General features: G+C 69.3%; 19 protein-coding genes. 9 read left to right on the forward strand and 10 right to left on the reverse strand.

Going from position 1 to position 22,703, the window contains the following annotated elements; genetic code table 11:
- The first annotated feature begins 213 nt into the window (after positions 1–213).
- Positions 214–906 (forward strand): hypothetical protein, encoded by a 693-nt coding sequence (locus ACLBXO_RS00710; RefSeq protein WP_447684165.1) that lies wholly within the window; start codon positions 214–216, stop codon positions 904–906.
- 5 nt (positions 907–911) lie between these two features.
- Here the strand turns inward: ACLBXO_RS00710 and ACLBXO_RS00715 are convergent, their stop codons facing one another.
- Entirely contained in the window at positions 912–1,190 is a 279-nt protein-coding gene (locus ACLBXO_RS00715; protein WP_331318002.1) for a hypothetical protein, read from the reverse strand.
- 471 nt (positions 1,191–1,661) lie between these two features.
- On the opposite strand from ACLBXO_RS00715, the gene frc reads away from it, so the two are divergent.
- Positions 1,662–2,939 carry a formyl-CoA transferase gene (frc, locus tag ACLBXO_RS00720; RefSeq protein WP_331318000.1) on the forward strand — a complete coding sequence of 426 codons (1,278 nt, stop codon included), beginning with the start codon at positions 1,662–1,664 and terminating at the stop codon, positions 2,937–2,939.
- A gap of 191 nt (positions 2,940–3,130) precedes the next feature.
- Positions 3,131–4,063: a methionyl-tRNA formyltransferase gene (locus tag ACLBXO_RS00725; protein ID WP_331317998.1), complete on the forward strand. Its 933-nt coding sequence runs from the start codon at positions 3,131–3,133 to the stop codon at positions 4,061–4,063.
- A gap of 12 nt (positions 4,064–4,075) precedes the next feature.
- On the opposite strand, the gene ACLBXO_RS00730 is transcribed toward ACLBXO_RS00725, so the two are convergent.
- Positions 4,076–4,747: a class II aldolase/adducin family protein gene (locus tag ACLBXO_RS00730; RefSeq protein ID WP_447684166.1), complete on the reverse strand. Its 672-nt coding sequence runs from the start codon at positions 4,745–4,747 to the stop codon at positions 4,076–4,078.
- Positions 4,748–4,860: 113 nt separating this feature from the next.
- Positions 4,861–6,138, reverse strand: a complete 1,278-nt coding sequence (oxlT, locus tag ACLBXO_RS00735) for an oxalate/formate MFS antiporter (RefSeq protein ID WP_012319745.1) — start codon at positions 6,136–6,138, stop codon at positions 4,861–4,863.
- Between the two features lie 480 nt (positions 6,139–6,618).
- Here oxlT and ACLBXO_RS00740 point away from each other — a divergent pair, with 480 nt between their 5' ends.
- From ACLBXO_RS00740 to ACLBXO_RS00755, 4 genes are all read left to right on the forward strand, one after another.
- The gene (locus ACLBXO_RS00740; protein WP_331317994.1) at positions 6,619–7,311 is read left to right on the forward strand and encodes a GntR family transcriptional regulator; all 693 of its coding nucleotides are present in this window, start codon (positions 6,619–6,621) and stop codon (positions 7,309–7,311) included.
- A 389-nt stretch (positions 7,312–7,700) separates the two neighbouring features.
- On the forward strand, positions 7,701–7,850 hold the full coding sequence (locus ACLBXO_RS00745) for a hypothetical protein (RefSeq protein ID WP_447684167.1): 150 nt from the start codon (positions 7,701–7,703) through the stop codon (positions 7,848–7,850).
- Positions 7,851–8,222: 372 nt separating this feature from the next.
- On the forward strand, positions 8,223–9,032 hold the full coding sequence (locus tag ACLBXO_RS00750; protein WP_447684168.1) for an HD-GYP domain-containing protein: 810 nt from the start codon (positions 8,223–8,225) through the stop codon (positions 9,030–9,032).
- A gap of 126 nt (positions 9,033–9,158) precedes the next feature.
- Positions 9,159–9,653: a CAP domain-containing protein gene (locus ACLBXO_RS00755; protein WP_447684169.1), complete on the forward strand. Its 495-nt coding sequence runs from the start codon at positions 9,159–9,161 to the stop codon at positions 9,651–9,653.
- Between the two features lie 11 nt (positions 9,654–9,664).
- Here the strand turns inward: ACLBXO_RS00755 and recJ are convergent, their stop codons facing one another.
- From recJ to ACLBXO_RS00790, 7 genes are all read right to left on the reverse strand, one after another.
- The gene (gene recJ, locus ACLBXO_RS00760) at positions 9,665–11,482 is read right to left on the reverse strand and encodes a single-stranded-DNA-specific exonuclease RecJ (protein ID WP_447684170.1); all 1,818 of its coding nucleotides are present in this window, start codon (positions 11,480–11,482) and stop codon (positions 9,665–9,667) included.
- Between the two features lie 130 nt (positions 11,483–11,612).
- A complete protein-coding gene (locus tag ACLBXO_RS00765; protein ID WP_012319751.1) occupies positions 11,613–13,010 on the reverse strand; it encodes an NAD(P)(+) transhydrogenase (Re/Si-specific) subunit beta in 1,398 nt (465 codons plus the stop codon).
- 4 nt (positions 13,011–13,014) lie between these two features.
- Entirely contained in the window at positions 13,015–13,470 is a 456-nt protein-coding gene (locus ACLBXO_RS00770) for a proton-translocating transhydrogenase family protein (RefSeq protein ID WP_020092006.1), read from the reverse strand.
- A 24-nt stretch (positions 13,471–13,494) separates the two neighbouring features.
- Complete coding sequence (locus ACLBXO_RS00775; protein ID WP_447684171.1) at positions 13,495–14,724, reverse strand: Re/Si-specific NAD(P)(+) transhydrogenase subunit alpha; 1,230 nt, start codon at positions 14,722–14,724, stop codon at positions 13,495–13,497.
- Between the two features lie 205 nt (positions 14,725–14,929).
- The gene (locus tag ACLBXO_RS00780) at positions 14,930–15,223 is read right to left on the reverse strand and encodes an aa3-type cytochrome c oxidase subunit IV (protein ID WP_012319754.1); all 294 of its coding nucleotides are present in this window, start codon (positions 15,221–15,223) and stop codon (positions 14,930–14,932) included.
- A gap of 122 nt (positions 15,224–15,345) precedes the next feature.
- On the reverse strand, positions 15,346–16,707 hold the full coding sequence (locus ACLBXO_RS00785; RefSeq protein ID WP_331317983.1) for an ABC1 kinase family protein: 1,362 nt from the start codon (positions 16,705–16,707) through the stop codon (positions 15,346–15,348).
- 109 nt (positions 16,708–16,816) lie between these two features.
- On the reverse strand, positions 16,817–18,688 hold the full coding sequence (locus ACLBXO_RS00790) for a M3 family oligoendopeptidase (RefSeq protein ID WP_447684172.1): 1,872 nt from the start codon (positions 18,686–18,688) through the stop codon (positions 16,817–16,819).
- A 248-nt stretch (positions 18,689–18,936) separates the two neighbouring features.
- Between ACLBXO_RS00790 and ACLBXO_RS00795 the strand changes: the two genes are divergently transcribed.
- Complete coding sequence (locus tag ACLBXO_RS00795) at positions 18,937–20,421, forward strand: sigma-54-dependent transcriptional regulator (protein WP_331317981.1); 1,485 nt, start codon at positions 18,937–18,939, stop codon at positions 20,419–20,421.
- 246 nt (positions 20,422–20,667) lie between these two features.
- The gene (locus tag ACLBXO_RS00800) at positions 20,668–22,695 is read left to right on the forward strand and encodes a L,D-transpeptidase family protein (protein ID WP_447684173.1); all 2,028 of its coding nucleotides are present in this window, start codon (positions 20,668–20,670) and stop codon (positions 22,693–22,695) included.
- Positions 22,696–22,703: the final 8 nt, after the last annotated feature.

Genomic DNA, 22,703 nt, shown 5'->3' on the forward strand with positions numbered 1-22,703 from the left:
GACAGGCTCGGGCAAGCAGGAGCAGCGACGATCGACCGTCGCCTCCGGCCAGCCGCGATCGGCGGACAAGCACCAGTCGTCGCACCAGTCGTCGCCCGCTGGCGCGCGGCTGGCGCTTCGAGAAAAAAATCGCGTGCGTCACGCGGCGGCGGTCTCTCCCGGCGTCCGCGCGCGTTCTAGGTTCTGTCGATCGCTCATCGCGAATGCAGGTTCATGAACGGACACGGCGCTGAACGACTTCCGGACGACCTGCGCGAAGCTCTGGCTCAGGCTCTGTACGATCGCGAGCGGACGGAAGGTGAGGATCGCGCCGCCTGGACCGACTCGAACCTGGAGGCCCGGCACCCGGGTCTGCGCGAGCGCTATCTCCGGTCCGCCGACGCTCTCGCGGCCGGCCCGCTGGCCGACCTCCTGGCCGCCCGACGCGCCGACGAGGAGGAACTGCGGGTGCTGCGCCGTCAGCGGATGGCGCCCGAGCGGGAGCGGGAACTGCTCGAGGCCAACAACCGCCTCCTCGCCCGCGCCGAAGCGGCCGAGACGGCGCGGGACGCCGCGGAAGAGGCGCTCGCGACGCTGCGCCGCGAGCGGGATGTCGCGCGGGAGGCGGAGGCCTTCTGGCAGCAATTCGCCTTCGACGCCGACGATCTCGCCACCCGGCGCCTCATCGAGCAGACCGACGCCCGCGCCGAGGCCGAGCGGCGGGCGATCGAGGAGCGGTGCCGGCGGGAGCGCGCGGAGGCGGCGCTGCGCCTGTTCGCGGACCGCGCCGACGTCATGCCCAAGGAGGGATGGGCGTCGGAACTGGCGAAGGCCAATCGCGACATCCCGCTCTGGTGGTTCCACGCCGCCCGCGTCGCCCTCGAGCCGCCGGATCTGACCCGGCCGACCGAGAGCGGCGAGGCCTGACGGAGTCAGGCGGCCGCGGGCTGCTTGGCGGACGTGTCCCGGAACAGCGCCGTGCAGCCGGAGCCGCGATGCATGCTCAGGATCGACGCGCGGTCGATCTCCGGATGCGTCTTGAGCACCTTCTGAACGCAGGCGAGCACGCGCTCGTACTGCGCGGCGTCGTAATTCGGTTCCAGCGGGCTGACGGCAATGTAAGTCTCGACCACGAGAACGCGCTCGGCGCGGTCATGGGCGACATCGACGGCGATCCAGGACGACTTGATCAGGCTGGTGCTGGCGAGCATGGGCGTTCCTCGTGCAGCGTTACATCATTCAACCCACGTCGGCGGGACACTTTCCATCCCGCGGCGAGGGCAATTTTGGCGAAATCATGGACCGCCCGTCACCGAATGCCAAGGGGGCGGCGCTGTCGACCCCATGCACGCTGTGCAGCGTGTTGAGCGCGAGCCCGCGCCGGCTTACGGTCGGTCCCCGGCCGGCGCCGAAGCCGTCCACAATAGGCACTCGCATCTGGCGAATGGCATGTGGTATACAAATCGGCGGACTCGTCACCCCGGGTTCGCGTGACGGTTTCGCGATACGACGAGACTGCGCGTTGGGAGGGAGAGCAGACATGATCCGTTCGAGGATGGAAGGCACCTGCCCCGGCGTCGCGGCACGCGCGTCACGGGTCCGTGCAGGCATCGAACCGGTATCCCGCGCGGCCTGAGCCGCCCTCCGACATCCCCAGACCGACTCCAGCTCCGAGACCGATCATGACCAAGGCCCTCGAAGGCGTCCGCATCCTGGACTTCACCCACGTTCAATCTGGCCCGACCTGTACGCAGCTCCTGGCCTGGTTCGGCGCCGACGTCATCAAGGTCGAGCGGCCGGGTGTTGGCGACGCCACGCGCCAGCAGCTCCAGGACATCCCGGACGTGGACAGCCTCTATTTCACGATGCTGAACCACAACAAGCGGTCGATCACGCTCGATTCGAAGAACCCCAAGGGTAAGGAGGTTCTCTGGCGCCTGATCAAGGAATGCGACGTCCTGGTCGAGAATTTCGCGCCCGGCGCCCTCGCCCGCATGGGCCTGACCTGGGAGAAGATCCATGAGGTCAACCCGCGGATGATCCTGGCCTCCGTGAAGGGCTTCGGCCCGGGCCGCTACGAGGACTGCAAGGTGTACGAGAACGTCGCGCAATGCGCCGGCGGCTCCGCTTCCACGACGGGCTTCCGCGACGGCATCCCGATGGTGACAGGCGCGCAGATCGGCGATTCCGGCACCGGCCTGCACCTCGCCCTCGGCATCGTCACGGCGCTGTATCATCGGACCCAGAGCGGCCTCGGTCAGAAGGTCGACTGCGCCATGCAGGACGGCGTGCTCAACCTGTGCCGGGTCAAGCTGCGCGACCAGCAGCGGCTCGCCCACGGGCCGCTCAAGGAGTACAGCCAGTTCGGCGAGGGCATCCCGTTCGGTGAGGCGACGCCGCGCGCGGGCAACGATTCCGGTGGCGGTCAGCCGGGCCGCATCCTGCGCTGCAAGGGGTGGGAGCAGGATCCGAACGCCTACATCTACGTCATCACCCAGGCCGCCGTCTGGGAGCCGATCTGCGACATCATCGGTGAGCCGGACTGGAAGACCGATCCGAATTACGCCACCCCGAAGGCCCGCCTGCCGCACCTCAACGAGATCTTCACGCGGATCGAGGCCTGGACGATGAAGGTGTCCAAGTTCGAGGTGATGGACACCCTGAACAAGTACGACATTCCCTGCGGCCCGATCTTGTCGATGAAGGAGATCGCCGAGGACGAGTCGCTGCGGAAGACCGGCACAATCGTGGAGGTCGATCACCCGACCCGCGGCAAGTACCTGACGGTCGGCAACCCCATCAAGCTGTCGGCGAGCCCGAGCGAGGTGACCCGCTCGCCGCTGCTGGGCGAGCACACCGACGAGATCCTGCGCTCCGTGCTGGGCTATTCGGAGGCCGAGGTCGGCGAGATCTCGGAATCCGGCGCGATCGGCGTGGTCCAGAAGATCGCGGCGGAGTGATCGATGTCCGGCGATCCGGGGGCGAGACCCCGGATCGCCGGTGTTACAATCCGGGGGCGTGCGTGTCGCGCCGCCCCGGTTACCGGGTGACGCCGTTCGAGAGCCAGGGCACGGTCGCGCCGCCGAGCCCGCGTTCGGCACGTTTCTCACCGGCTCCCTCAGGGCCCGGATGACACCACCCAGGAGCCTGCATGCGCATCGCCTTCATCGGTCAACAGGATTTCGGAAAAGCGGTCCTTGAGGCGTTCCTCGCACGAGGCGATGAGGTTGCGGCTGTGTTCTGCGCGCCGGAGAAGCCCGGCGCCAAGCCGGACGTCCTGAAGACGGCGGCCGTCGAGAAGGGGCTGACGGTCTTCCAGTTCCCGAGCCTGAAAAGTCCCGAGGCCGAGGACGCGATGCGCGGCCTGAACGCCGACATCGGCATCATGGCCTACGTGCTCCAGTTCGCGCCGCAGAGCTTCGTCAACATCCCGAAGCACGGCACGATCCAGTACCATCCGAGCCTGCTGCCGCGTTACCGCGGCCCGTCGTCGATCAACTGGCCGATCGCCCGGGGCGAGTTGCAGACCGGCCTGACGATCTTCCGGCCCACCGACGGCCTCGACGAGGGCCCGGTCATCCTGCAGAAGACCTGCCCGATCGGCGCCGACGCGACCCTGGGCGACATCTACTTCGACAACCTGTTCCCGATGGGCGTCGCGGCCATGCTCGAGGCGGCGGATCTGGTGGTGGCCGGCCAGCATGTCGAGATCGATCAGGACGAGGACGCCGCGAGCTACGAGGGCTGGTTCCGCGCCGCCGAGGCGGAGATCCACTGGTCGTCCCACGCCGAGCAGATCTACAACCTGATCCGCGCGGCCAACCCGGCGCCCGGCGCCTGGACCACGCACGGCGGCAAGAAGCTCCAGATCTTCGACTGCAGCCTGAACCGGATCCGCAAGCTCGCCGACGTCGTCGGCAAGCCCGGCGAGGTGGTCGCCGTCGACGATGAGGGATTCAGCGTCTGCGCGCAGGGTGGGCGGATCGAGGTCCGCAAGGTCAAGGCGGAGGGCGGCAAGAAGGTCGCGGCGGCCGAATTCGCCCGGGAGGCCGGACTGGCGGTCGGGCAGGTTCTGGGCCGCTAGGCCGATGGCGCGTCAGGTTGTCTCCGGCGCGGTCGGCCGCGCCGCGTTCAGACCGTAGCCGCGGAAGCGCTCGACCGTGGCGCCGATCTCGTCCTCGGACAGGATGAGCGGCGTCCCGATCTGCCGCGCGACGGCGTATTGCTGGCAGAGTATCTCCAGCTCGACGGCGAGCCACAGGGCCTTCTCCAGGCTGGCGCCGGCCGCGATCATGCCGTGGTTGGCGAGGAGGCAGACGTTGCGGCCGACGAGCGCCGCGAGCGCCAGGTCCGAGAGCTCCGCGGTCCCGTAGGGCGCGTAGGGCGCGCAGCGCACCGTCGGGCCGCCGAAGGCCGCGATCATGTAGTGGACCGCCGGGATCGGCTCCCCGCAGATCGCGAAGGCGGTGCAGAAGACCGGATGCGCGTGGACCACCGCGTGGAATTCCGGACGCGACGCGAGGATGTCCCGGTGGAAGCGCCATTCCGACGAGGGCTTCTGATCCGGCGCGTGGGTTCCGTCGAGGCCCATCCGCACCACGTCGTCCGGACCGGTCCGGTCGGTGGGCATGCCGGAGGGGGTGATCAGGAGCCCGTCGCGGAAGCGCACCGAGACATTGCCCGACGTGCCGCGGTTCAGCCCCTGGGCGTCGAGCGCCCGCGCCGCCGCCACGACGCTTTCCCGCGCGATCCGCTCGTCCTTGTCCATGCCCGATCTCCGGAAGGCCCGGTTCCCGGTATGCAGGAAGCCCGGCGCCGTAAAGACGGCGCCGGGCTCATTCGCGTCGGTTCGGCGCCGCAGCGCCGGTCGATCGGGACCCGCTACTGGGCCAGCACCGGCGCGAGGCCCGCCTCGGGCTTCTTGGTGTAGGCGGCGCGCATCGGCTTGAGGACGAACAGCGCCAGCAGGGCCGCGAGGATGTTGAGGGCCGCGGCCGCGAGGAACACCGTGTGCCAGCTCCCGGTCATGGTCGTGAGCACGCTGGTGTAGGGGACGATCAGCGCCGCCGTGCCCTTGGCCGTGTAGAGCAGGCCGGCATTGGTCGCCGCGTACTTCGAGCCGAACGTGTCGCCGCAGGTCGCCGGGAACAGCGAGTAGATCTCGCCCCAGGCGAAGAACACGAGACCGGTCAGCAGCACGAAGGCGATCGGGTTCTGCCCGAACTGGCTCAGCGCGTAGATGCCCAGGCCCTCGATCGCGAAGGACAGGAACATCGTGTTCTCGCGGCCGATATGGTCGGAGACCCAGCCGAAGAACGGGCGCGTCACGCCGTTGAGCACCCGGTCGAGCGTGGCCGCGAAGGTCAGCGCCGGCAGCGTGATCCCCAGGAGTGAGACCGGGACGTCGGCGATCTTGAAATCCTTGGCGATCGGGCCGAGCTGCGCGGTGGCCATCAGGCCGCCAGCGGCCATCATGACGAACATCGCGTACATGACCCAGAAGATCGGCGTGCGGACCATCTCCGAGGGCTTGTAGTCCCGCTTGGACTGGCTGACCCGGGCGACCTCCGGAACCTGACCCTTGGCCGGAGCGCGCAGGAACAGGGCGATCAGCATGACGATCACGCCCTGACCGATCCCGAAGTAGAAGAAGGCCGCCTCGTAGCCCTGCGACTTGATCATCGCCTGGATCGGCACGACCGTGAGCGCGGAGCCCGCGCCGAAGCCCATGGCGGTGATGCCGGCGGCGAGGCCGCGCCGGTCGGGAAACCACTTCAGCGAGTTGCCGACACAGGTTCCGTAGACGGCGCCCGCGCCCGTGCCGCCGATCGCGGCCGCGATGTAGAGCACGGTGAGGGAGTCCGCGTAGGAATTGATCACCCAGGCTATGGCGCAGAGAAGGCCGCCGAACAGCGTCACGATCCGCGGGCCGTACTTGTCGACGAACCAGCCCTCGATCGGGACCAGCCACGTCTCGGTGACGACGAACAGCGTGAAGGCCACCTGGATCGCCGCGCGATCCCAGCCGTGCCGCTCCTGCATCGGGCTCACGAAGAAGGTCCAGCCGTACTGCATGTTGGCGATCATGCACATGCAGACGACGCCGAAGGCGAGTTGGAGCCAGCGGCCGCGCCCCACCGGTTTGACGATCTCGGACATACCGTTCCCTCCTGGGCAGTATTATTGTTGGGATTCGTGTTCGGACCGGATCTATGCCCTGCCGCAGCGCAGCTTGGCAGAACAAGTTGGCCGGGATGCTTCGAAAAATTCTTGGCCCGCAGGCAAATAATGTCTCGAGTACAGCAACACTCGCGTCGGGATCAGAGCCTCACGTCTGATGGTCGACGGTATGCCAGCAGAATGGTGCTGGTATCGCCGGAGGCTGTCAATCGAACATGCAAAAAAATACACGTTTTCGGGATTGGATTAAATCGGTGGCCTCGAACGTGGGTCCGAGGGCCCGGCATCGCGGTTGTGCCGCCGCAATTTTTGAGGCGCCGAATGCCGGCTCGGGTCACAGGTCTGTGGGACCGCTCCGCGATCGACTAGGATCTCGCTAAGGTTTGGGTTAGGTCCTCTGTGAGCGCACGACAGAGAATGCGTGCGAGACATCATGCGCGTGAGCTGACTGGACGAGGGATGTCGAATTCCGAACCGCTGAGCGTGAAGCCCATCGTCGCCAGCTCCAGTCTCCGGACATTGGCCTACGAGGCGCTCAAGACGGCCATCACCAACATGGACATCTACGGGCGTCCGGACGAGGTGCGGCTGGACGAGCGGAAGCTGTCGCAGGATCTCGGTGTCAGCCGCACGCCGGTGCGCGAGGCCCTGACGGTTCTAGAGCAGGAGGGCTTCGTCCGTTCCGAAGCGCGGCGCGGCGTCTTCGTGATCAAGAAGAACAAGCGCGAGATCGTCAGCATGATCCACGCGTGGACGGCGCTGGAGAGCATGGCGGCCCGCCTCGCCTGCGCACGCGCCACCGATGCGCAACTGCGCTCCCTGCGCGAATCGTTTCCAGAGTTCTTCGAGGGTCAGCCGTCCGAGCATATCGACGAGTACTCGGACGCGAACATCCGCTTCCATCAGCGCATCATCGCACTCGGTCACTGCGAAGCGATCGCCGATCTGACCAGCAACCTGCTGATGCATGTCCGTGGCATCCGCAGCACCGCGCTTCGCCAGGGCGACCGCGCGGAACATTCGATCCGGGAGCACGTCGCCATCATCTCGGCGCTCGAAGCGCGCGATGCCGATCTGGCCGAGCGGCTCGTCCGCGAGCACGGCCTCGGGCTCGCTCAGCACGTCGACACCTACGGCGACTACCTGGACTGATCAGGACCCGATCCCGACCCGACGGCTGCGCGGTGCGCGTCGCGGCACACGAACGCGTGCGCGTGTGCTCTGCCGCCGCGATCGACGTCGTTGACCACGTCAGATCTCACGGGCGGAGATCTCGCAACACCGCTCGCATCAAATTGTATTGCGCGCGATCATTGTCGCGCCGCAAAAAATTCTGCGGTCGTCAGCTTCATGAGATCGCGCGTCAGCTATCCGTTCGAAAGCATGAGTCGGGGGTTTTTCCGCCCGGGTGGCGTCAACTCCCGCGCTCTATGCATGCACGGCATGATCGGTATTCGTAATCTGGCATACCAAGGTGCGGGGCGGCATCGTACTTACTGCATCGCAACATGAGGCGGATCCAGACCGCGCCGGAGTAACCGATGATCGCCAGCTTCCTCGCCATTTTCGTCGCCTTCGCCGCCTGCCAAGCGCTGCTGACCGTGAAGTACGCCGACTTTCTCTCCGCCGGCGAGCGCGGTGGCAAGTCCGTCGCGCCGACCGGCGATGTCGCGACTGCCAAGCTCGCCTGAGGACAGAACCGGTCCGCGGCGCTCGAGAGTGCGTAGGGGTAACGCTTTCCTCAAATTTTACGCGTAGGGTGAACCGATCGTTGACCGTGCGGGCGAGGAGCTACCGCGTTGGCTCTCGGTGTCGCAGCGCGTTCCTCGGACGGTCCCTTCGTCCTCCTCGTGTCGGATCGCCCGTCGGAACGGTCGGCCCTTGAGCGTGCCATTGCGCTCGTGATGGATTGCCGGTCGATCCCGCCAAATGGGCCGCTGCCACCGGAGCGGCCCCATCTCGTCGTCTTGGACCTCCCGCCGGCGCATGCGGCCAAGCTGCAGGCGACTCTATCTCATCACGGTCCGCCGGTTCCGCGCCTCGTTCTCGTGCGCGGCGAACCCATGCCGGCCGCCCGTTACCTGCGCCAGCTTCCGGCGGCGTCGCCCCGGCAGCTCGTTCTGGCGAACGTCTTCGGCATGATCGAGGAGGCGACGCGCTCCGCCGAGTTGCGGCAGCGCCGCCTCCTCGAGCGGGTGTCGGGTGCCACCGCCGCCGTCGCCGAGATCTTCGACAGTGCCGCGCTCGGTGCCCGATTGCAGCGCGTCGACGCGGATCGCGGAACCGAGCTCGTCCTGGCGGCCGTCTCCGAGGTCGGGATCTCCGAGTGGCTCGCCGAGGTCTGGCGCCACGAGATCGGCGTCTATCAGCACACCCTCGGCGTCGCGGGTCACGCCGCGACCTTCGGCTCGCAGATCGGGCTCAGTCAGACCGACCTCACGTTGCTGGTCCGCTCGGCGCTGCTGCACGACATCGGCAAGGCGCGCATCCCGGTGGAGATCCTCAACAAGCCGGGGCCGCTCAATCCCGAGGAGGTGCGGCTGATGCAGCGCCATCCCGATATCGGCGCCGACCTGCTGCGCGTGCACGGCGATTTCGAGGAGGCGGTGATCGACGTGGTCCGCCATCACCACGAGCGCCTGGACGGGAAGGGATATCCCGACAGGCTGTCCGGTCCCGACATCTCGGACCTCGTGCGAATCGTGACGATCTGCGACGTGTTCTCCGCCCTGACCGAGCGGCGCACCTATCGGCAACCCGCCACGCCCGCGGAGGCTCTGTCGATCATGACCGACAGCAAAGGGCACCTTGATCCGGATCTGCTGCGCGCCTTCGCGCCCTCCATGCTCAGGGGCAGCGCCCTGGCGGCCTGACCGCGGCCGGGCGTGGCGCTGGCGCCACGCCGCCCGGCGGGATCGTCCAGGCGCATCGCGCGCCGCGCTTTCGCCGCAACCGCGCCGGAGGGAGGCGGTCCCGTCTCACGCAACGCCGTCCGGACCGTGCCCAAGCTCAGTCTCGCCCTCGCCGCCGCCCTCCTGCTGGCCCTCACCGGGTGCGGCGGTCTCTCGGTCCTGCCCGAGACCCCCGTCGAGAACGCGACGCACACCGCCGTGCTCGATGAGGTCGCGGCCGCCGCGGCGATCTCGGCCTACCGGGTCCAGCACGGCCTGAGCCCCGTCGTGGTCGACCCCGCCCTCGTGAAGGCAGCGGCGTTCCAGGCCGGCAACAACGCCCGTCACGGCCAGCTCAGCCACGAGATCGGGGGCAGCTTCACCTCGCGCATGGCGTCGGCCGGTCTCGCGAGATCCTGGGCGGCCGAGAATCTCAGCGCCGGGTCCGAGACCCTGGAGCAGGTGCTCGCCCGCTGGAAGGCGAGCCCCGAGCACAACAAGAACATGCTGCTGCCGCAGATCCGCAGGATCGGGATTGCCCGGGTCGACGCCCCGACCACGCGGTACAAGCGCTTCTGGGCGCTCGTGATGGCCGGCGGCTGACGCCCAGGCGCTCAGGGCTCGGACTGCGCGAGATCGACGATGCGGAGCTGGGCGCGCTCGGCGCCGCGCCAGCGGTCGCAGGACAGCGTCCCGGCCACGTGCATCTCCCGGCCGATCCCGTTCAGCAAGGCCAGGCCGAGCGGCCGCTCGGCCGCGCGGAAACAGATCGCCCCGACCACCTGCCCGTCGCGGCTGCGCAGCCGGGCCCTGACATGGTTCGAGCCGACCACGCCGGCATCGACGAGACGATGCCGGCCGAGCGCGAAGAGCGGCTCGGGTGCACCCTGGCCGAACGGGCCGGCCTGCTGCAGCAGCCGGACCGTCTCGGCGGTGGCGCCGCCGGCGCTGAGGCCGCCGTCGATCAGCAGGGCGTCGGCGGCCCGGGCCACCGCGACGCTCGCCCCGAGCAGCATCGCCAGATGCGCCTCGAAGCGCGGGATGTCGTCGGCGCGCACCGTCACGCCGGCCGCCATGGCGTGGCCGCCACCCTTGCTGGCGATCCGGGTCTCGACGCAGGCGCGGACCGCGAGTCCCAGATCCGCGCCGGGAATTGACCGACCCGAACCCGTGGCGGTCCCGTCCGGGCGGATCGCGAAGGCGAAGGCCGGGCGATTGAAGCGCTCCTTCAACCGCGAGGCGATGAGGCCGACGATGCCGGGGTGCCACTCGGCGCTGGCGGTCACCAGCACGGTGCGGGCCGGATCGAGCGTCAGGGCGCGGTCCATCTCCGCCTCGGCCTCCAGGACGGCCTGCGCCTCGATCGCCTGACGCTCGCGGTTGAGGCGATCGAGGTCGGCGGCGATCCGGGCGGCTTCGCCGGGATCGGCCGTGGTCAGCAGGCGGGCGCCCAGGGCGGCGTCGCCGATGCGCCCGCCGGCGTTGATGCGCGGCCCGAGCACGAAGCCGAGATGCCACGCTTCCGGCGGCTCGCCGAGCGAGGCCGCGTCCAGCAGCGCCGCGAGGCCGGTGCGGCCGCGATGGCGCATCACCGTGAGACCCTGGGTCACGAAGGCCCGGTTGAGCCCCGTGAGAGGCACGACGTCGGCGACGGTCGCGAGGGCGACGAGGTCGAGGGCGTCGGTGAGCTGCGGTTCGGGGCGATGGGAACCGAAGAAGCCTTCCTGCCGCAGGGCACGGTTCAGCGCGACCAGGGTTAGGAACACGATGCCGGCGGCGCAGAGATGGCCGAGGCCCGAGAGGTCGTCGAGGCGATTCGGGTTGACCACGGCGCGGGCCGGCGGAAGGACCTCGGAAGCCGCGTGGTGGTCGAGGACGATGACGTCGAGGCCGGATTTCTCGGCCTCCTCCAGCGGCGCGTGGCCGCTCGTTCCGCAATCGACGCAGACGAGGAGCGTCGCGCCCTCCGCCGCCAGCGCGGTGATCGCCGCGACGTTGGGGCCGTAGCCCTCGGTGATCCGGTCGGGGATGTGGATCGGCGCGCGCAGTCCCAGACCGCGGAGGTAGCCGGCGAGCAGGGCCGCGCTCGCGGCACCGTCGACGTCGTAGTCGCCGAACACCGCCACCGTCTCCCCGCGCTTCACCGCGCCGACGAGGCGGCGGACCGCCGCCTCCATGTCGAGGAGCGTGTCCGGATCCGGCATCAGGTCCCGCAGCCGCGGCGCGAGGTGGCGCGGTGCGGCCTCCGGGACGATACCGCGTCCCGCCAGAACCCGGGCCAGAAGCTCCGGCAGCCCGTGGGCCTGGACCATCTTGGCGATGTGATTCTGGACGGCCGCGCCGCCGCAGCGCTCCTGCCAGCGCCGACCCGTCACGGAGGCGGCGACACCCAGGAAGGGCGGTGGTTCGGCGAGGAGCGGAGCGGACGACACGGGCGGCACCCTACACCGGGCCGCGCGGCGAATCTTGCGCCCCGCCGCAACAGCGACGGCGAACCCGATCCGACAACGAGAAAGGGCGGGCATCGCTGCCCGCCCCTCGAAGCTGCCGGAGACCTGAGTCTCAGAGCGACTTCAGGATGTTGTCGACGACCTTCTTGGCGTCGCCGAACAGCATCATGGTGTTGTCGCGGAAGAACACCTCGTTCTCGACACCCGCGTAGCCGGAGCCCATGCCGCGCTTGATGAACAGCACGGTCTTGGCCTTCTCCACGTCGAGGATCGGCATGCCGTAGATCGGCGAGGCCTTGTCGGTCTTGGCGGCCGGGTTGGTGACGTCGTTGGCGCCGATCACGAAGGCGACGTCCGCCTGCGGGAACTCGCCGTTGATGTCCTCCAACTCGAACACCTCGTCGTAGGGGACGTTGGCTTCGGCCAGCAGCACGTTCATGTGGCCCGGCATGCGGCCCGCCACCGGGTGGATGGCGTACTTCACGTCGACGCCCTCCTTCTTCAGCATGTCGGCCATCTCGCGCAAGCTGTGCTGCGCCTGCGCGACCGCCATGCCGTAGCCCGGGACGATGATGACCCGCTCGGCGTTCTTCATGATGTAGGCCGCGTCGTCGGCCGAGCCCTGCTTCACGGGCCGGGTCTCGACCTGGCCGGTGCCGGCCGCGGCGGTGTCCCCACCGAACCCGCCGAGGATGACCGAGATGAACGACCGGTTCATCGCGTGGCACATGATGTAGGACAGGATCGCGCCCGAGGAGCCGACGAGCGAGCCGGTGATGATCAGCGCGAGGTTGCCCAGGGTGAAGCCGATGCCGGCCGCCGCCCAGCCCGAGTACGAGTTGAGCATCGACACGACCACCGGCATGTCGGCGCCGCCGATCGGGATGATGATCAGGCCGCCCAGCACCAGCGAGGCGATGACGATCAGCCAGAAGATCGCCTTCGACTCCGTGCCGATGAACAGCGCGATCAGCAGCACGAGGCCGGCCGCCAGCAGCGCGTTGATGAGGTGGCGCTGGGGCAGCATGATCGGCTTGCCGGACATGCGCCCGTCGAGCTTGGCGAAGGCGATAACCGAGCCCGTGAAGGTGATGGCGCCGATGGCCACGCCCAGACCCATCTCGAACAGCGACTGCTTGTGGAAGTGGCCGTTCTCGATGATGCCGAAGGCCTGCGGCGCGTAGAGCGCGCCCGCCGCCACGAACACGGCCGCGAGGCCGACCAGCGAGTGGAAGGCTGCCACGAGCTGCGGCATCGCGGTCATCGGCACGCGCTTGGCGATCACGGCACCGGCACCGCCGCCGATGCCGAGACCCAGCAGCACGAGGATCCAGGCGCCGGCACCCGCCGGCGGGTGGCCGACGAGGGTGGTCAGGATGGCGAGCCCCATGCCGACCATGCCGTACAGGTTGCCCTGCCGGGAGGTGGTGGGGTGCGAGAGCCCCCGCAGCGCCATGATGAACAGGACGCCGGCGACGATATAGAGAAGGGAGGAGACGTTCTCTGACACCGGCTCAGCCCTTCTTCTTGTACATGCCGAGCATGCGCTGCGTGACCAGGAAGCCGCCGAAGATGTTCACGCTGGCGAGCACGATGCCGATGAAGCCGAAGAACCGGGCGAGGCCCGTTCCCTTCTCGATCAGCGGAACGCCGACCGCCAGGATCGCGCCGACGATGATCACCGACGAGATCGCGTTCGTGACCGACATGAGCGGGGTGTGCAGGGCCGGGGTCACCGACCAGACCACGTAGTAGCCGACGAAGATCGCCAGCACGAAGATCGCGAGCCGGAACACGGTGGGATCGACCGCGCCGCCAGTGGCAGCGCTCAGTCCGTGGCCCATGCCGTCGGCGATGACCTGCGCCTGGTCGGCGGCGTTGCGCGCCACCGCGGCCGCCGCGCGCGCGGCGTCGGCCAGGACGCGGGCCTGATCGGCCGCCTGATCGGGAGGGACGATGACGTTTGCCATTCTGCTACTCCTCTCGGCCGGGCTTCACTGCGCGCCCGTCGGGGCGGCCGCGCCGGACGCCTTGCTGGCCTCCGACTTGGCCAGCCCCACGGAGGCGGCTTCCGAGGCTGCGCCATCGGTCTTGGGCTGGAAGGATGCGTGGACGACCGAGCCGTTCCGGGTGAGGTTGGTGGCCTTCACCAGCTCGTCGTCCCAGTTGATCGCCAGCGCCTTCGACTCCTTGTCGATCAGGGTCTCGACGAAGGCGTAGAGGTTGCGGGCGTAGAGGCTCGACGAGGTGGCGGCGAGCCGCCCCGGCACGTTGACGTGGCCGACGATCTTCACGCCGCGGTCGTTCGTGACGACCTCGCCGGCCTTGGCGCCGGCGACGTTGCCGCCGCGCTCCACCGCGAGATCGACGAGGACCGAACCCGGCTTCATCGACGCCACCATATCCTCGGAGACGAGCTTCGGCGCCGGCCGACCGGGGATCAGCGCGGTGGTGATGACGATGTCCTGCTTGGCGATGTGGCCCTTGACCAGCTCCGCCTGCTTCTTCTGGTACTCGGCCGACATCTCCTTGGCGTAGCCGCCGGCGGTCTCGGCCTGCTTGAACTCGTCGTCCTCGACGGCGACGAACTTGGCGCCGAGCGACTCGACCTGCTCCTTGGTGGCCGGGCGCACGTCGGTCGCGGTCACGACCGCGCCGAGGCGCCGGGCGGTCGCGATGGCCTGGAGGCCGGCCACGCCGACGCCCATGACGAAGACGCGGGCGGCCGGCACGGTGCCGGCGGCGGTCATCATCATCGGCATGGCCCGGCCATACTCGGCGGCGCCGTCGACGACCGCGCGGTAGCCGGCGAGATTCGCCTGCGAGGACAGGACGTCCATCACCTGCGCGCGGGTGATGCGGGGCATCAGCTCCATGGCGAAGCCGTCGATCCCGGCCTCGGCCATAGCCTTGAGGGCGTCCTCATTGCCGTAGGGGTCCATGATCGCGATCACGGTGGCGCCGCGCTTCAGCTGCGGCAGTTCCTCGGCACTCGGGCGCCGCACCTTGAGCACGAGGTCGGCATCCCCGGCGGCGTCGGCGGCGCTCCCGGCGATGCTGGCGCCGGCGGCCTCGTACTCGGAGTCCAGGATGCCGGCTTTCTGGCCCGCACCGGACTGAACCACGACGTCGGCACCGAGGGTCTTGAACTTCTTGACGGTCTCAGGAACCGCGGCGACGCGCGGCTCCGCGGAGTCCGTCTCGGACAGCACAGCAATGCGCATGCGAGGGTTCCCCTGGAAAAGCTCGGCCTTTCGAATGCGCGAACCGGCGCAGCTTTTCGAGAGGCGGATCTACGATACCGCGTTGGATGCGGCCGGAATGTAACTTGCGCCCAATTTAATTGCCAACAATGCGTAGGCGCCCCGCTCGGCAGGCGAGCGGGCTCGTCATCCGCGGCGACGCTCGATGCCGCCGCGCACGACCATCTCAGGCGAAGAACAGGTAGAGGACCAGGAGAATGCCGACGACCAGCGGAGCCTTCCACCCCACGGCCGGCGCGAGGGCGCCCACCGCGCCCGCGGCTCCGGAGGCGATCACGCCCACGATGGCCAGCAGCCACGCTTCGCGGATGCCGCCGATAGCCAGGGCCAGCACCCAGCAGATCACGACGCCGGTGGCGATTTCGACGAACCGGACGAACCCGCGATAGGTCTGCTCGTGAGTCTTCGCGTCCATCGCCGGGCTGTAGGTGTGCCCGGCCACCGTGTCACTCTCGGCCATCGTGCGCTCGTTTCCCTAAGACGCGACTTCTTGCGGTCGCGGTCGGATGTAGCTCAAGCGTTTACCTGCCGCAATCGGACGCACGCAAGTTGATCGCTCTCTCGGTGGATCTTCGCGCCGGCTCAGGCCGGTTTCGGCAGATCCGCCGCCGCGAGCGCCCTGCCCTGACGCTTCGTGAGTTCGTCCAGCGAGAAATGCTCGATCTCGGCCTCGAACAACCGGTGGTAGTTGAGTTCCGATCTGAGGTGGAGAAACACCGCGCCGAGGCCGACGGCTGCGCGGTCCATGAAGACGAATTCCTGCGGTACCGTGACGGGCCCCCGCTCCTTCAGGGCCTGATGGACCTGGAAGGCCTGTCGCCGACCGTACTCCCCCGGCTTGACCCCGTCAGCGACGGTGCGCGTGCGGTCCTCGAGCAGCGGCCCGTAGATGAAGCGCGCCCAGATGTTCAGGATCTCGATCTTCTCCTTGTCGAGGTCCTTGAAACCCCACACCTCGTAGGCGTGGACGATGCGGGCGTCGTCGTTCTCCAGCAGGCCGCGGTAGAGATCCACGACGCCGCCGACGAATCGCGGATGGAAGATCCGCACGCAGCCGTAGTCCAACAGGTTGATTCCCGCGGCCTCGCCGGCGTCGGAGAACACCGTGTAGTTGCCGAGATGCGGGTCGCCGTGAATGACCGCGGCCCGGCTGAACGGGTGCCACCACGCCTTGAACATCGCCTGCGCGATCCGGTTACGGACCTCGACGGGCTCGTCGGCGAAGCCCAGGATCTTGTCCCCGTCGAGCCAGCCGAGCGTCAGGAGGCGCTTCGTCGACAGTTCCGGATAGACGCGCGGCACCCGCACGGCCGCGATGTCCTTGAGCACCGCCCCGTACAGCGCCGCGTGCTTGGCCTCGCGCTCGTAATCGAGCTCCTCGCGCACCCGGGCGCCGATCTCCTTCGCGATCTCGCGCGTGTCGAGCCACGTGTTCATCCGGCGGTGCAGCGCGAACGCGACCTCCAACTGCTTCAGGTCGGCCTCCACGGCCGATTGCATGTCCGGGTACTGGAGCTTGCAGGCGAGACGGTCGCCGCCCTTGGCGGTGGCGCGGTGGACCTGGCCGAGCGACGCCGCCGCCGCGGGCTTGAGGTCGAAGCTCCCGAAGCGGTCCTGCCAGCCGGCACCGAGCTCCGACTGCATCCGCCGCCGGACGAAGGCCGCGCCCATGGGCGGGGCGTCCGCCTGGAGCTTCTGCAATTCGGTGGCGTACTCGGGCGGGAGAAGGTCCGGGACGGTGGCCAGCAGCTGGGCCACCTTCATGATCGGGCCTTTCAGGCCGCCGAGCGCCTGCGCGAGGGCGGCGGCGTTGGTCGTGCCCTCCTTTCCGAACAGCCGCGCCATGGCCATCCGGGCGGCGACGCCGCCGACATTGGCGCCCACGCTGGCGTAGCGCCCGGCGCGGGCGGAGAAGCGGTTGGCTTCGCGGTCGGTCTCGGCCATCTCTCGATCTGCTTGTCTGATGATGATGCGCAGATAAGCCGCCCCTGGCCGCGAACCAGGGGCGTGGGTCCCTGCGCCGCGGGCATCGGCCGGGCCCGCAGCACTCCGCTCAGGCCTGGCCTTCCATGCTCTCCAGCTCGACGATCATGCTCTCGATCATGCCGAGTCCGATCTGCCAGAAGCCGGGATCCTTCGCGTCGAGGCCGAAGGGCGCGAGGAGTTCGCCGTAGGGCTTCGAGCCGCCGGCCGCGAGCAGCGCGAAGTACCGGTCCACGAAGCCGTCCTCCGCCCTGGCGTAGACGCCATAGAGGGAGTTCACCAAGCAGTCGCCGAACGCGTAGGCGTAGACGTAGAACGGCGAGTGGATGAAGTGCGGGATGTAGGCCCAGAAGGGCTCGTAGCCCGAATCCAGCGTGATCGCCGGGCCGAGCGATTCCGCCTGGACGGACAGCCACAGCGCGTTGATCTGGTCGGTGGTCAGCTCGCCCTTGGCGCGGGCGAGGTGGACCTTTCGCTCGAACGAGTAGAAGGCGATCTGGCGCACCACCGTGTTGATCATGTCCTCGACCTTGGCGGCGAGCATGGCCCGGCGCTGGGTCGTGTCGGTGGTCGCGGCCAGCAGCCGGCGGAAGGTCAGCATCTCGCCGAAGACGCTCGCCGTCTCGGCCAGCGTCAGGGGCGTCGGCGCCATCAGCGCGCCGTTCGGCCCCGCGAGCACTTGGTGGACGCCGTGGCCCAGCTCGTGCGCCAGCGTCATCACGTCCCGCGGCTTACCCTGGTAGTTCACCAGCACGTAGGGATGGACCGAGGGCACCGTCGGATGCGCGAAGGCGCCTGGCGCCTTGCCGGGACGCGTCGGCGCGTCGATCCAGCGCTCGTCGAAGAAGCGCCGCGCGATCCCCGCCATCCTCGGCGAGAACGCGTCGTAGGCGGACAGAACCGTGTCGCGGGCCTCAGTCCACGGGATCGTGCGCTGCTCCACGCGGGGCAGCGGCGCGTTGCGGTCCCAGTAGGGCAGCGCCTCCTGCCCGAACCACTTCGCCTTGAGCGTGTAGTAGCGGTGGGACAGGCGGGGATAGGCGGCGCGCACCGCGTCGACGAGGGCTTCCACCACCTCGGGCTCGACCCGGTTCGACAGGTGGCGCGCGTCGGCGACGTCCTTGAACCCGCGCCAGCGGTCGCTGATCTCCTTGTCCTTCGCCAGCGTGTTGGTGATGAGCGTGAACACGCGCAGCTGGCCGCGCAGCACCGCGCTGATCGCGCCGGCGGCCTCCTTGCGGACGGCGCCGTCCGGATCCTGGAGCTTGTTGAGCGTCGGCTCCAGCGGCATCTCCTCGCCCTGCACGGTGAAGCGCAGCGACGCGATCGTCTCGTTGAACAGCCGGTCCCAGGCGGCGTTCGACGTGACCGACTTCTCGAGGAACAGCTTCTCTGTGCGGTCGTCGAGCTGGTGCGGCTTCTCCCGCCGCAGGTCCTCGATCCACGGCGCGTAGTGGGCGAGCGGCCCCGCGGCCATCGCGGCGTTCATGGCCGCATCGTCGACGCGGTTCAGCTCCAGGGCGAAGAAGAGGAGGTCCGCCGAGGCGCTGGTCAGCCGCTCGCGGGTGTCGCCGTAGAACTTGGCCCGCGCCTCGTCGGTGGTGTCGCCGGAATACACGAGCCCGGCGAACGACATGAGCTTGCCCAGCAGGTCCTCGATGCCCTCGTAGGCCCGCACCGCCTCGGCCAGACGCGCGGACGCGTCCGGGCCCGCGGCGAGCTCGGCGATCCGGCCGGCATAGGTCTCCGAGAAGCGGCGACACTCCTCCTCGGCGCGGGTCATGTCGCCGGAGAACTTCGGATCATCGAGGCCGGAATAGAGATCCGTCAGGTCCCATTCCGGGAGATGGCCGAGGTCGGCAGCCTTCGCGGCGGCGCGCGCGGCACTCACGCCCTCCGGCAGGCGGACAGTCGCCGGCGAGGCGGTGTGGCTCGGCATCATGGTGTGCGATCCTCTCCAAGGGCTCCGGCCCCGTACCCTGATATCGAGCGTGCCGCCACGCGTTCAACGCGGACGGTTCGTCGGACCGGCCCGCGTTCGGTGATGGCGCCGTGCAAACGTCGTTAAGCGGCACTTTACGACTGTCGGTCACCCTACGGCTCGAAACGAAACAGTCGCCGAATCAGAGGCCGCGACCGGGTCGACCCGCGTCGCGTGTCCGGCCTTCGCGCGCCGTTCAGGGAGCCGCTATGTCCGCCACCGTGCTCATCGTGGACGACGATCCGGTCCAGCGGCGCCTGGCCGAGGCGGCCGTGCGCCGCTTCGGCTTCGAGGCGCGGATCGCCGAGACGGGCGCGGACGCGCTGACCCTGCTGAGATCCGAGGGGGCGGATGTCGTGCTCCTCGACCTCGTCATGCCGGGGCTCGACGGGCTCGGTGTCCTGGCCGAGATGCGCAAGGGCGGCCTCGCCACGCCGGTCATCGTCCAGACCTCCAACGGCTCCATCGACACGGTGGTCAGCGCCATGCGGGCCGGCGCCGTGGATTTCGTCGTCAAGCCGGCGGGCGCGGAGCGGCTCCAGGTCTCGATCAAGAACGCCCTGCGGGTCGACACGCTCGAGGAGGAGGTGCGCCGCATGCGCCGCCGGGCTTCCGGGGCGCTCACCTTCAAGGATCTCACCTCCAAGAGCCCCGACATGGAGCGGGTGATCCGCCTCGCCGAGCGGGCGGCCAAGTCGAACATCCCGGTGCTGATCGAGGGCGAGTCCGGCGTCGGCAAGGAGGTTCTGGCCCGGGCGATCCAGGGCTCCGGCGACCGGCGCGGCAAGCCGTTCGTGACGGTCAATTGCGGGGCGATCCCGGAGAACTTGGTCGAGTCCACCCTGTTCGGCCACGAGAAGGGCGCGTTCACCGGCGCCACCGAGAAGCATGCCGGCAAGTTCGTCGAGGCCTCGGGCGGGACGCTGTTCCTCGACGAGATCGGCGAATTGCCCCTCGACGCGCAGGTGAAGCTTCTCCGGGCCCTTCAGGAGGGCGAGGTCGATCCCGTCGGCGGCAAGCGCTCGGTGCGCGTGGACATCCGGCTCGTCTCGGCCACCAACCGGTCGCTGCTGGACCTCGTGAAGCAGGGCAAGTTCCGCGAGGACCTCTACTACCGCCTCAACGTCTTCCCGATGACGCTGCCGCCCCTGCGCGCGCGCCGCGAGGACATCCCGGACCTCGTCCGCTCGTTCTGCGCCCGGTTCTCGGCCGAGGAGGGCAAGCGCGTGCGGGCGATCAGCCCGGAAGCGATGGCTCTGCTCACGCGCTATCCCTGGCCGGGCAACGTCCGGCAGCTGGAGAACGCCCTGTTCCGCGCCGTCGTTCTGGCGGACGGCGACGAACTGACGGTCTCCGAATTTCCGCAGATCGCCGCGCAGGTCGAAGGCTTCGACGTGCGCATCCCGGCGGCGCCGGTCCAGCCGCAGATGCCGGCCTACGCCCCCGAGCCCGTGCGCGAGATCGTCCGCGTGGAGGTCCGCGACCCGCACGCCATGTCGCTCGTCGCCGAGGAGACCGGCGAGATGAAGCCTATGGACGTCCTGGAGGCGGAGATCATCCGCTTCGCGCTCCAGTTCTATCGGCAGCGGATGTCGGAGGTCTCGCGCCGCCTCGGCATCGGCCGCTCCACCCTCTACCGCAAGCTCAAGGATCTGGGGCTGGAGGACGACGCTAAAGCCGAGGACGCCGCCTGATCGAACGCCGCGTGCGCTAGCGCACCGCGTGCATTCGTTTCGGCCACACCCGGTGGAATTCTCGACCCTGCTCCACGCGGCCGGCAGAAGATTGAGCTGATCCTAAGCTGACCAGCATTGAAAATGACACATTCATCTGCAGGACCGACCCTCTATTCGCGACAACTGCGGTTGCTGAAAGCCACGCTTGCGCGGATAATCACAATCTGAGCGTGCGGTCCCGCCGCCGCACCCCGGGAGATCACGATGCGCGTCCCGCGCTCCAGCCTCATCGCGCTGGCCGCCCTCCTCGGCGGCACGCTGGCCCCGGCCGGCTCCCTCCGCGCCGCGACGGTCGCGCTGGACCAGCCGACCACCGATATCCCGGCATCCCCACCGATCGCGCCGAGCGCCCCGCCGGCACCGCCGGCGCAGGCCGATCCGTCGGGGCCCGCCGCCACGGCCCTTCCCGACTACAAGCCGGAGGCGCCGGCGGCCGAGCCGGCCCCGGCTCCCGCTGCGGCGGCTCCGGTCGCCCCGACGGACCCGCTCGGCGCCGCGATCTTCGCCCGCTTCGCGGATGCCGCGCCCCTGCTGCTGCGGCTCACCGGCAAGGACCGGGACGCGATCCGGAGCTTCTACGAGGCCCGCAGCTTCAGGCCGCTCTGGATCTCCGGGGGGGCCTGGACCGAAGCCGCGAAGGCGGTCTCCGCGCGGCTGGCGGCCGCTGGCGAGGACGGTCTCGACCCGCGCGCCTACACGGTCCCGGCGCTGGCGGATAAGCCGGACGACAAGGCCGTCGCCGACGCGGATCTGCGCCTGTCGGCGGCCGCGGTGCTCTACGCCCGGGATGCCCGCGGCGGCCGGGTCAACCTCGCCTCGATCTCGCGGCTGATCACCCCGCACCTCGATCTTCCCGCCGGGAACGACGTCCTGGCGAAGCTCGACGAGGCCGGCGCGAAGGCCGGCGAGGCGCTGCAGGCCTACAACCCGGCGACCGCCGGCTATCTCGCTCTCAAGGCGCGGCTCGCCGCCCTGCGCGGACCCGCGCCGTCCGCCGTGAAGCCGCTGCGCCTGCCGGCGGGGCCGGTTCTCCGCATCGGCATGCGCGATGCCCGCGTCCCGCTGCTGCGGGCGCATTTCAACCTCGAGAGCCGCCCGGCCGGGACCCTGGACAAGGGGCCCGGCGAGCCTGAGGAGTACGATTCCGTCGTCGCCGACGCGGTGGCCAAGTTCCAGCGCGGCCGCAATTTGCCGGGGAACGGCGTCCTGAACGTCCAGACGGTCCTGGCCCTCGCCGATGCCGGCCGTACGGCGCGGCCGACCGGCGGCGAGGCCGAGATCATCGTCAACATGGAGCGGTGGCGCTGGCTGCCGGGCGACCTGGGCTCGGATTACATCCTGGTCAACGTGCCGGAGTACCGCCTGCGCGCCTACCGCGGTGGGGTCATGCGCGACGAGGCGCGGGTCATCGTCGGCAAGCCGGAATCGCGCACGCCGCTGTTCTCCGGGCTGATGGAGTACGCGGTCGTCAACCCGTCCTGGTACGTCCCGCCGTCGATCCTGAAGACCATGGCGCCGAAGCTGGCCGGCTACGGCGGCAAGACCTGGGGCGGCTACGAGGTCGTCCGGCGCGGCGGGCACATCTCGTTGCGCCAGCCTCCGGGCGAGCGCAATGCCCTCGGCTTCATCAAGTTCATGTTCCCGAACCAGCACGCGGTCTACCTGCACGACACGCCGAACCGCTCGCTGTTCTCCGCGTCGAAGCGCGATTTCAGCCACGGCTGCGTGCGCGTCGACGATCCGTTCCGCCTCGCCGACGTGGTGCTGCCGAACTGGTCGGAGGATCGGTTGAAGAAGCTGATCGGCAAGGGCGAGCGCACGATCCGGCTGCCGGAGAAGCTCCCGGTCCACCTCGCCTACTTCACCGCCTTCGTGGACGACGGCGGCACCTACCGCACGCTGCCGGATCTCTACGGCTACGACGCGCCGATGCGCGCTGCGCTCGGGCTGCCGGGCGGCGGAGGGCCGGCGATCGCGCGGCTCCCGGACGAGCCGCCGCGGCGCAAGGCCGAGCGCGCCCCGAAGCCGCCCGCGACCCGCACGGTCCATCGCCGCGCGCCCGAGCGCCCGGTCGCGGATGCCGACGCGTGGCCGACCGGGCGCTACGAGGAGGCGGAAGCGCCGCGCCGCGCCCAGCGCCGCGCCGCTCGCGCCGACAGCGCGCCGGAATACGGCGAGCCGGGCCTGTGGACGCCCGCGCCGCAGCAGGCGGCGCCGCGCGGGTGGTGGTGACCCACCGG

The organism is Methylobacterium sp. C33D, from assembly GCF_053345825.1.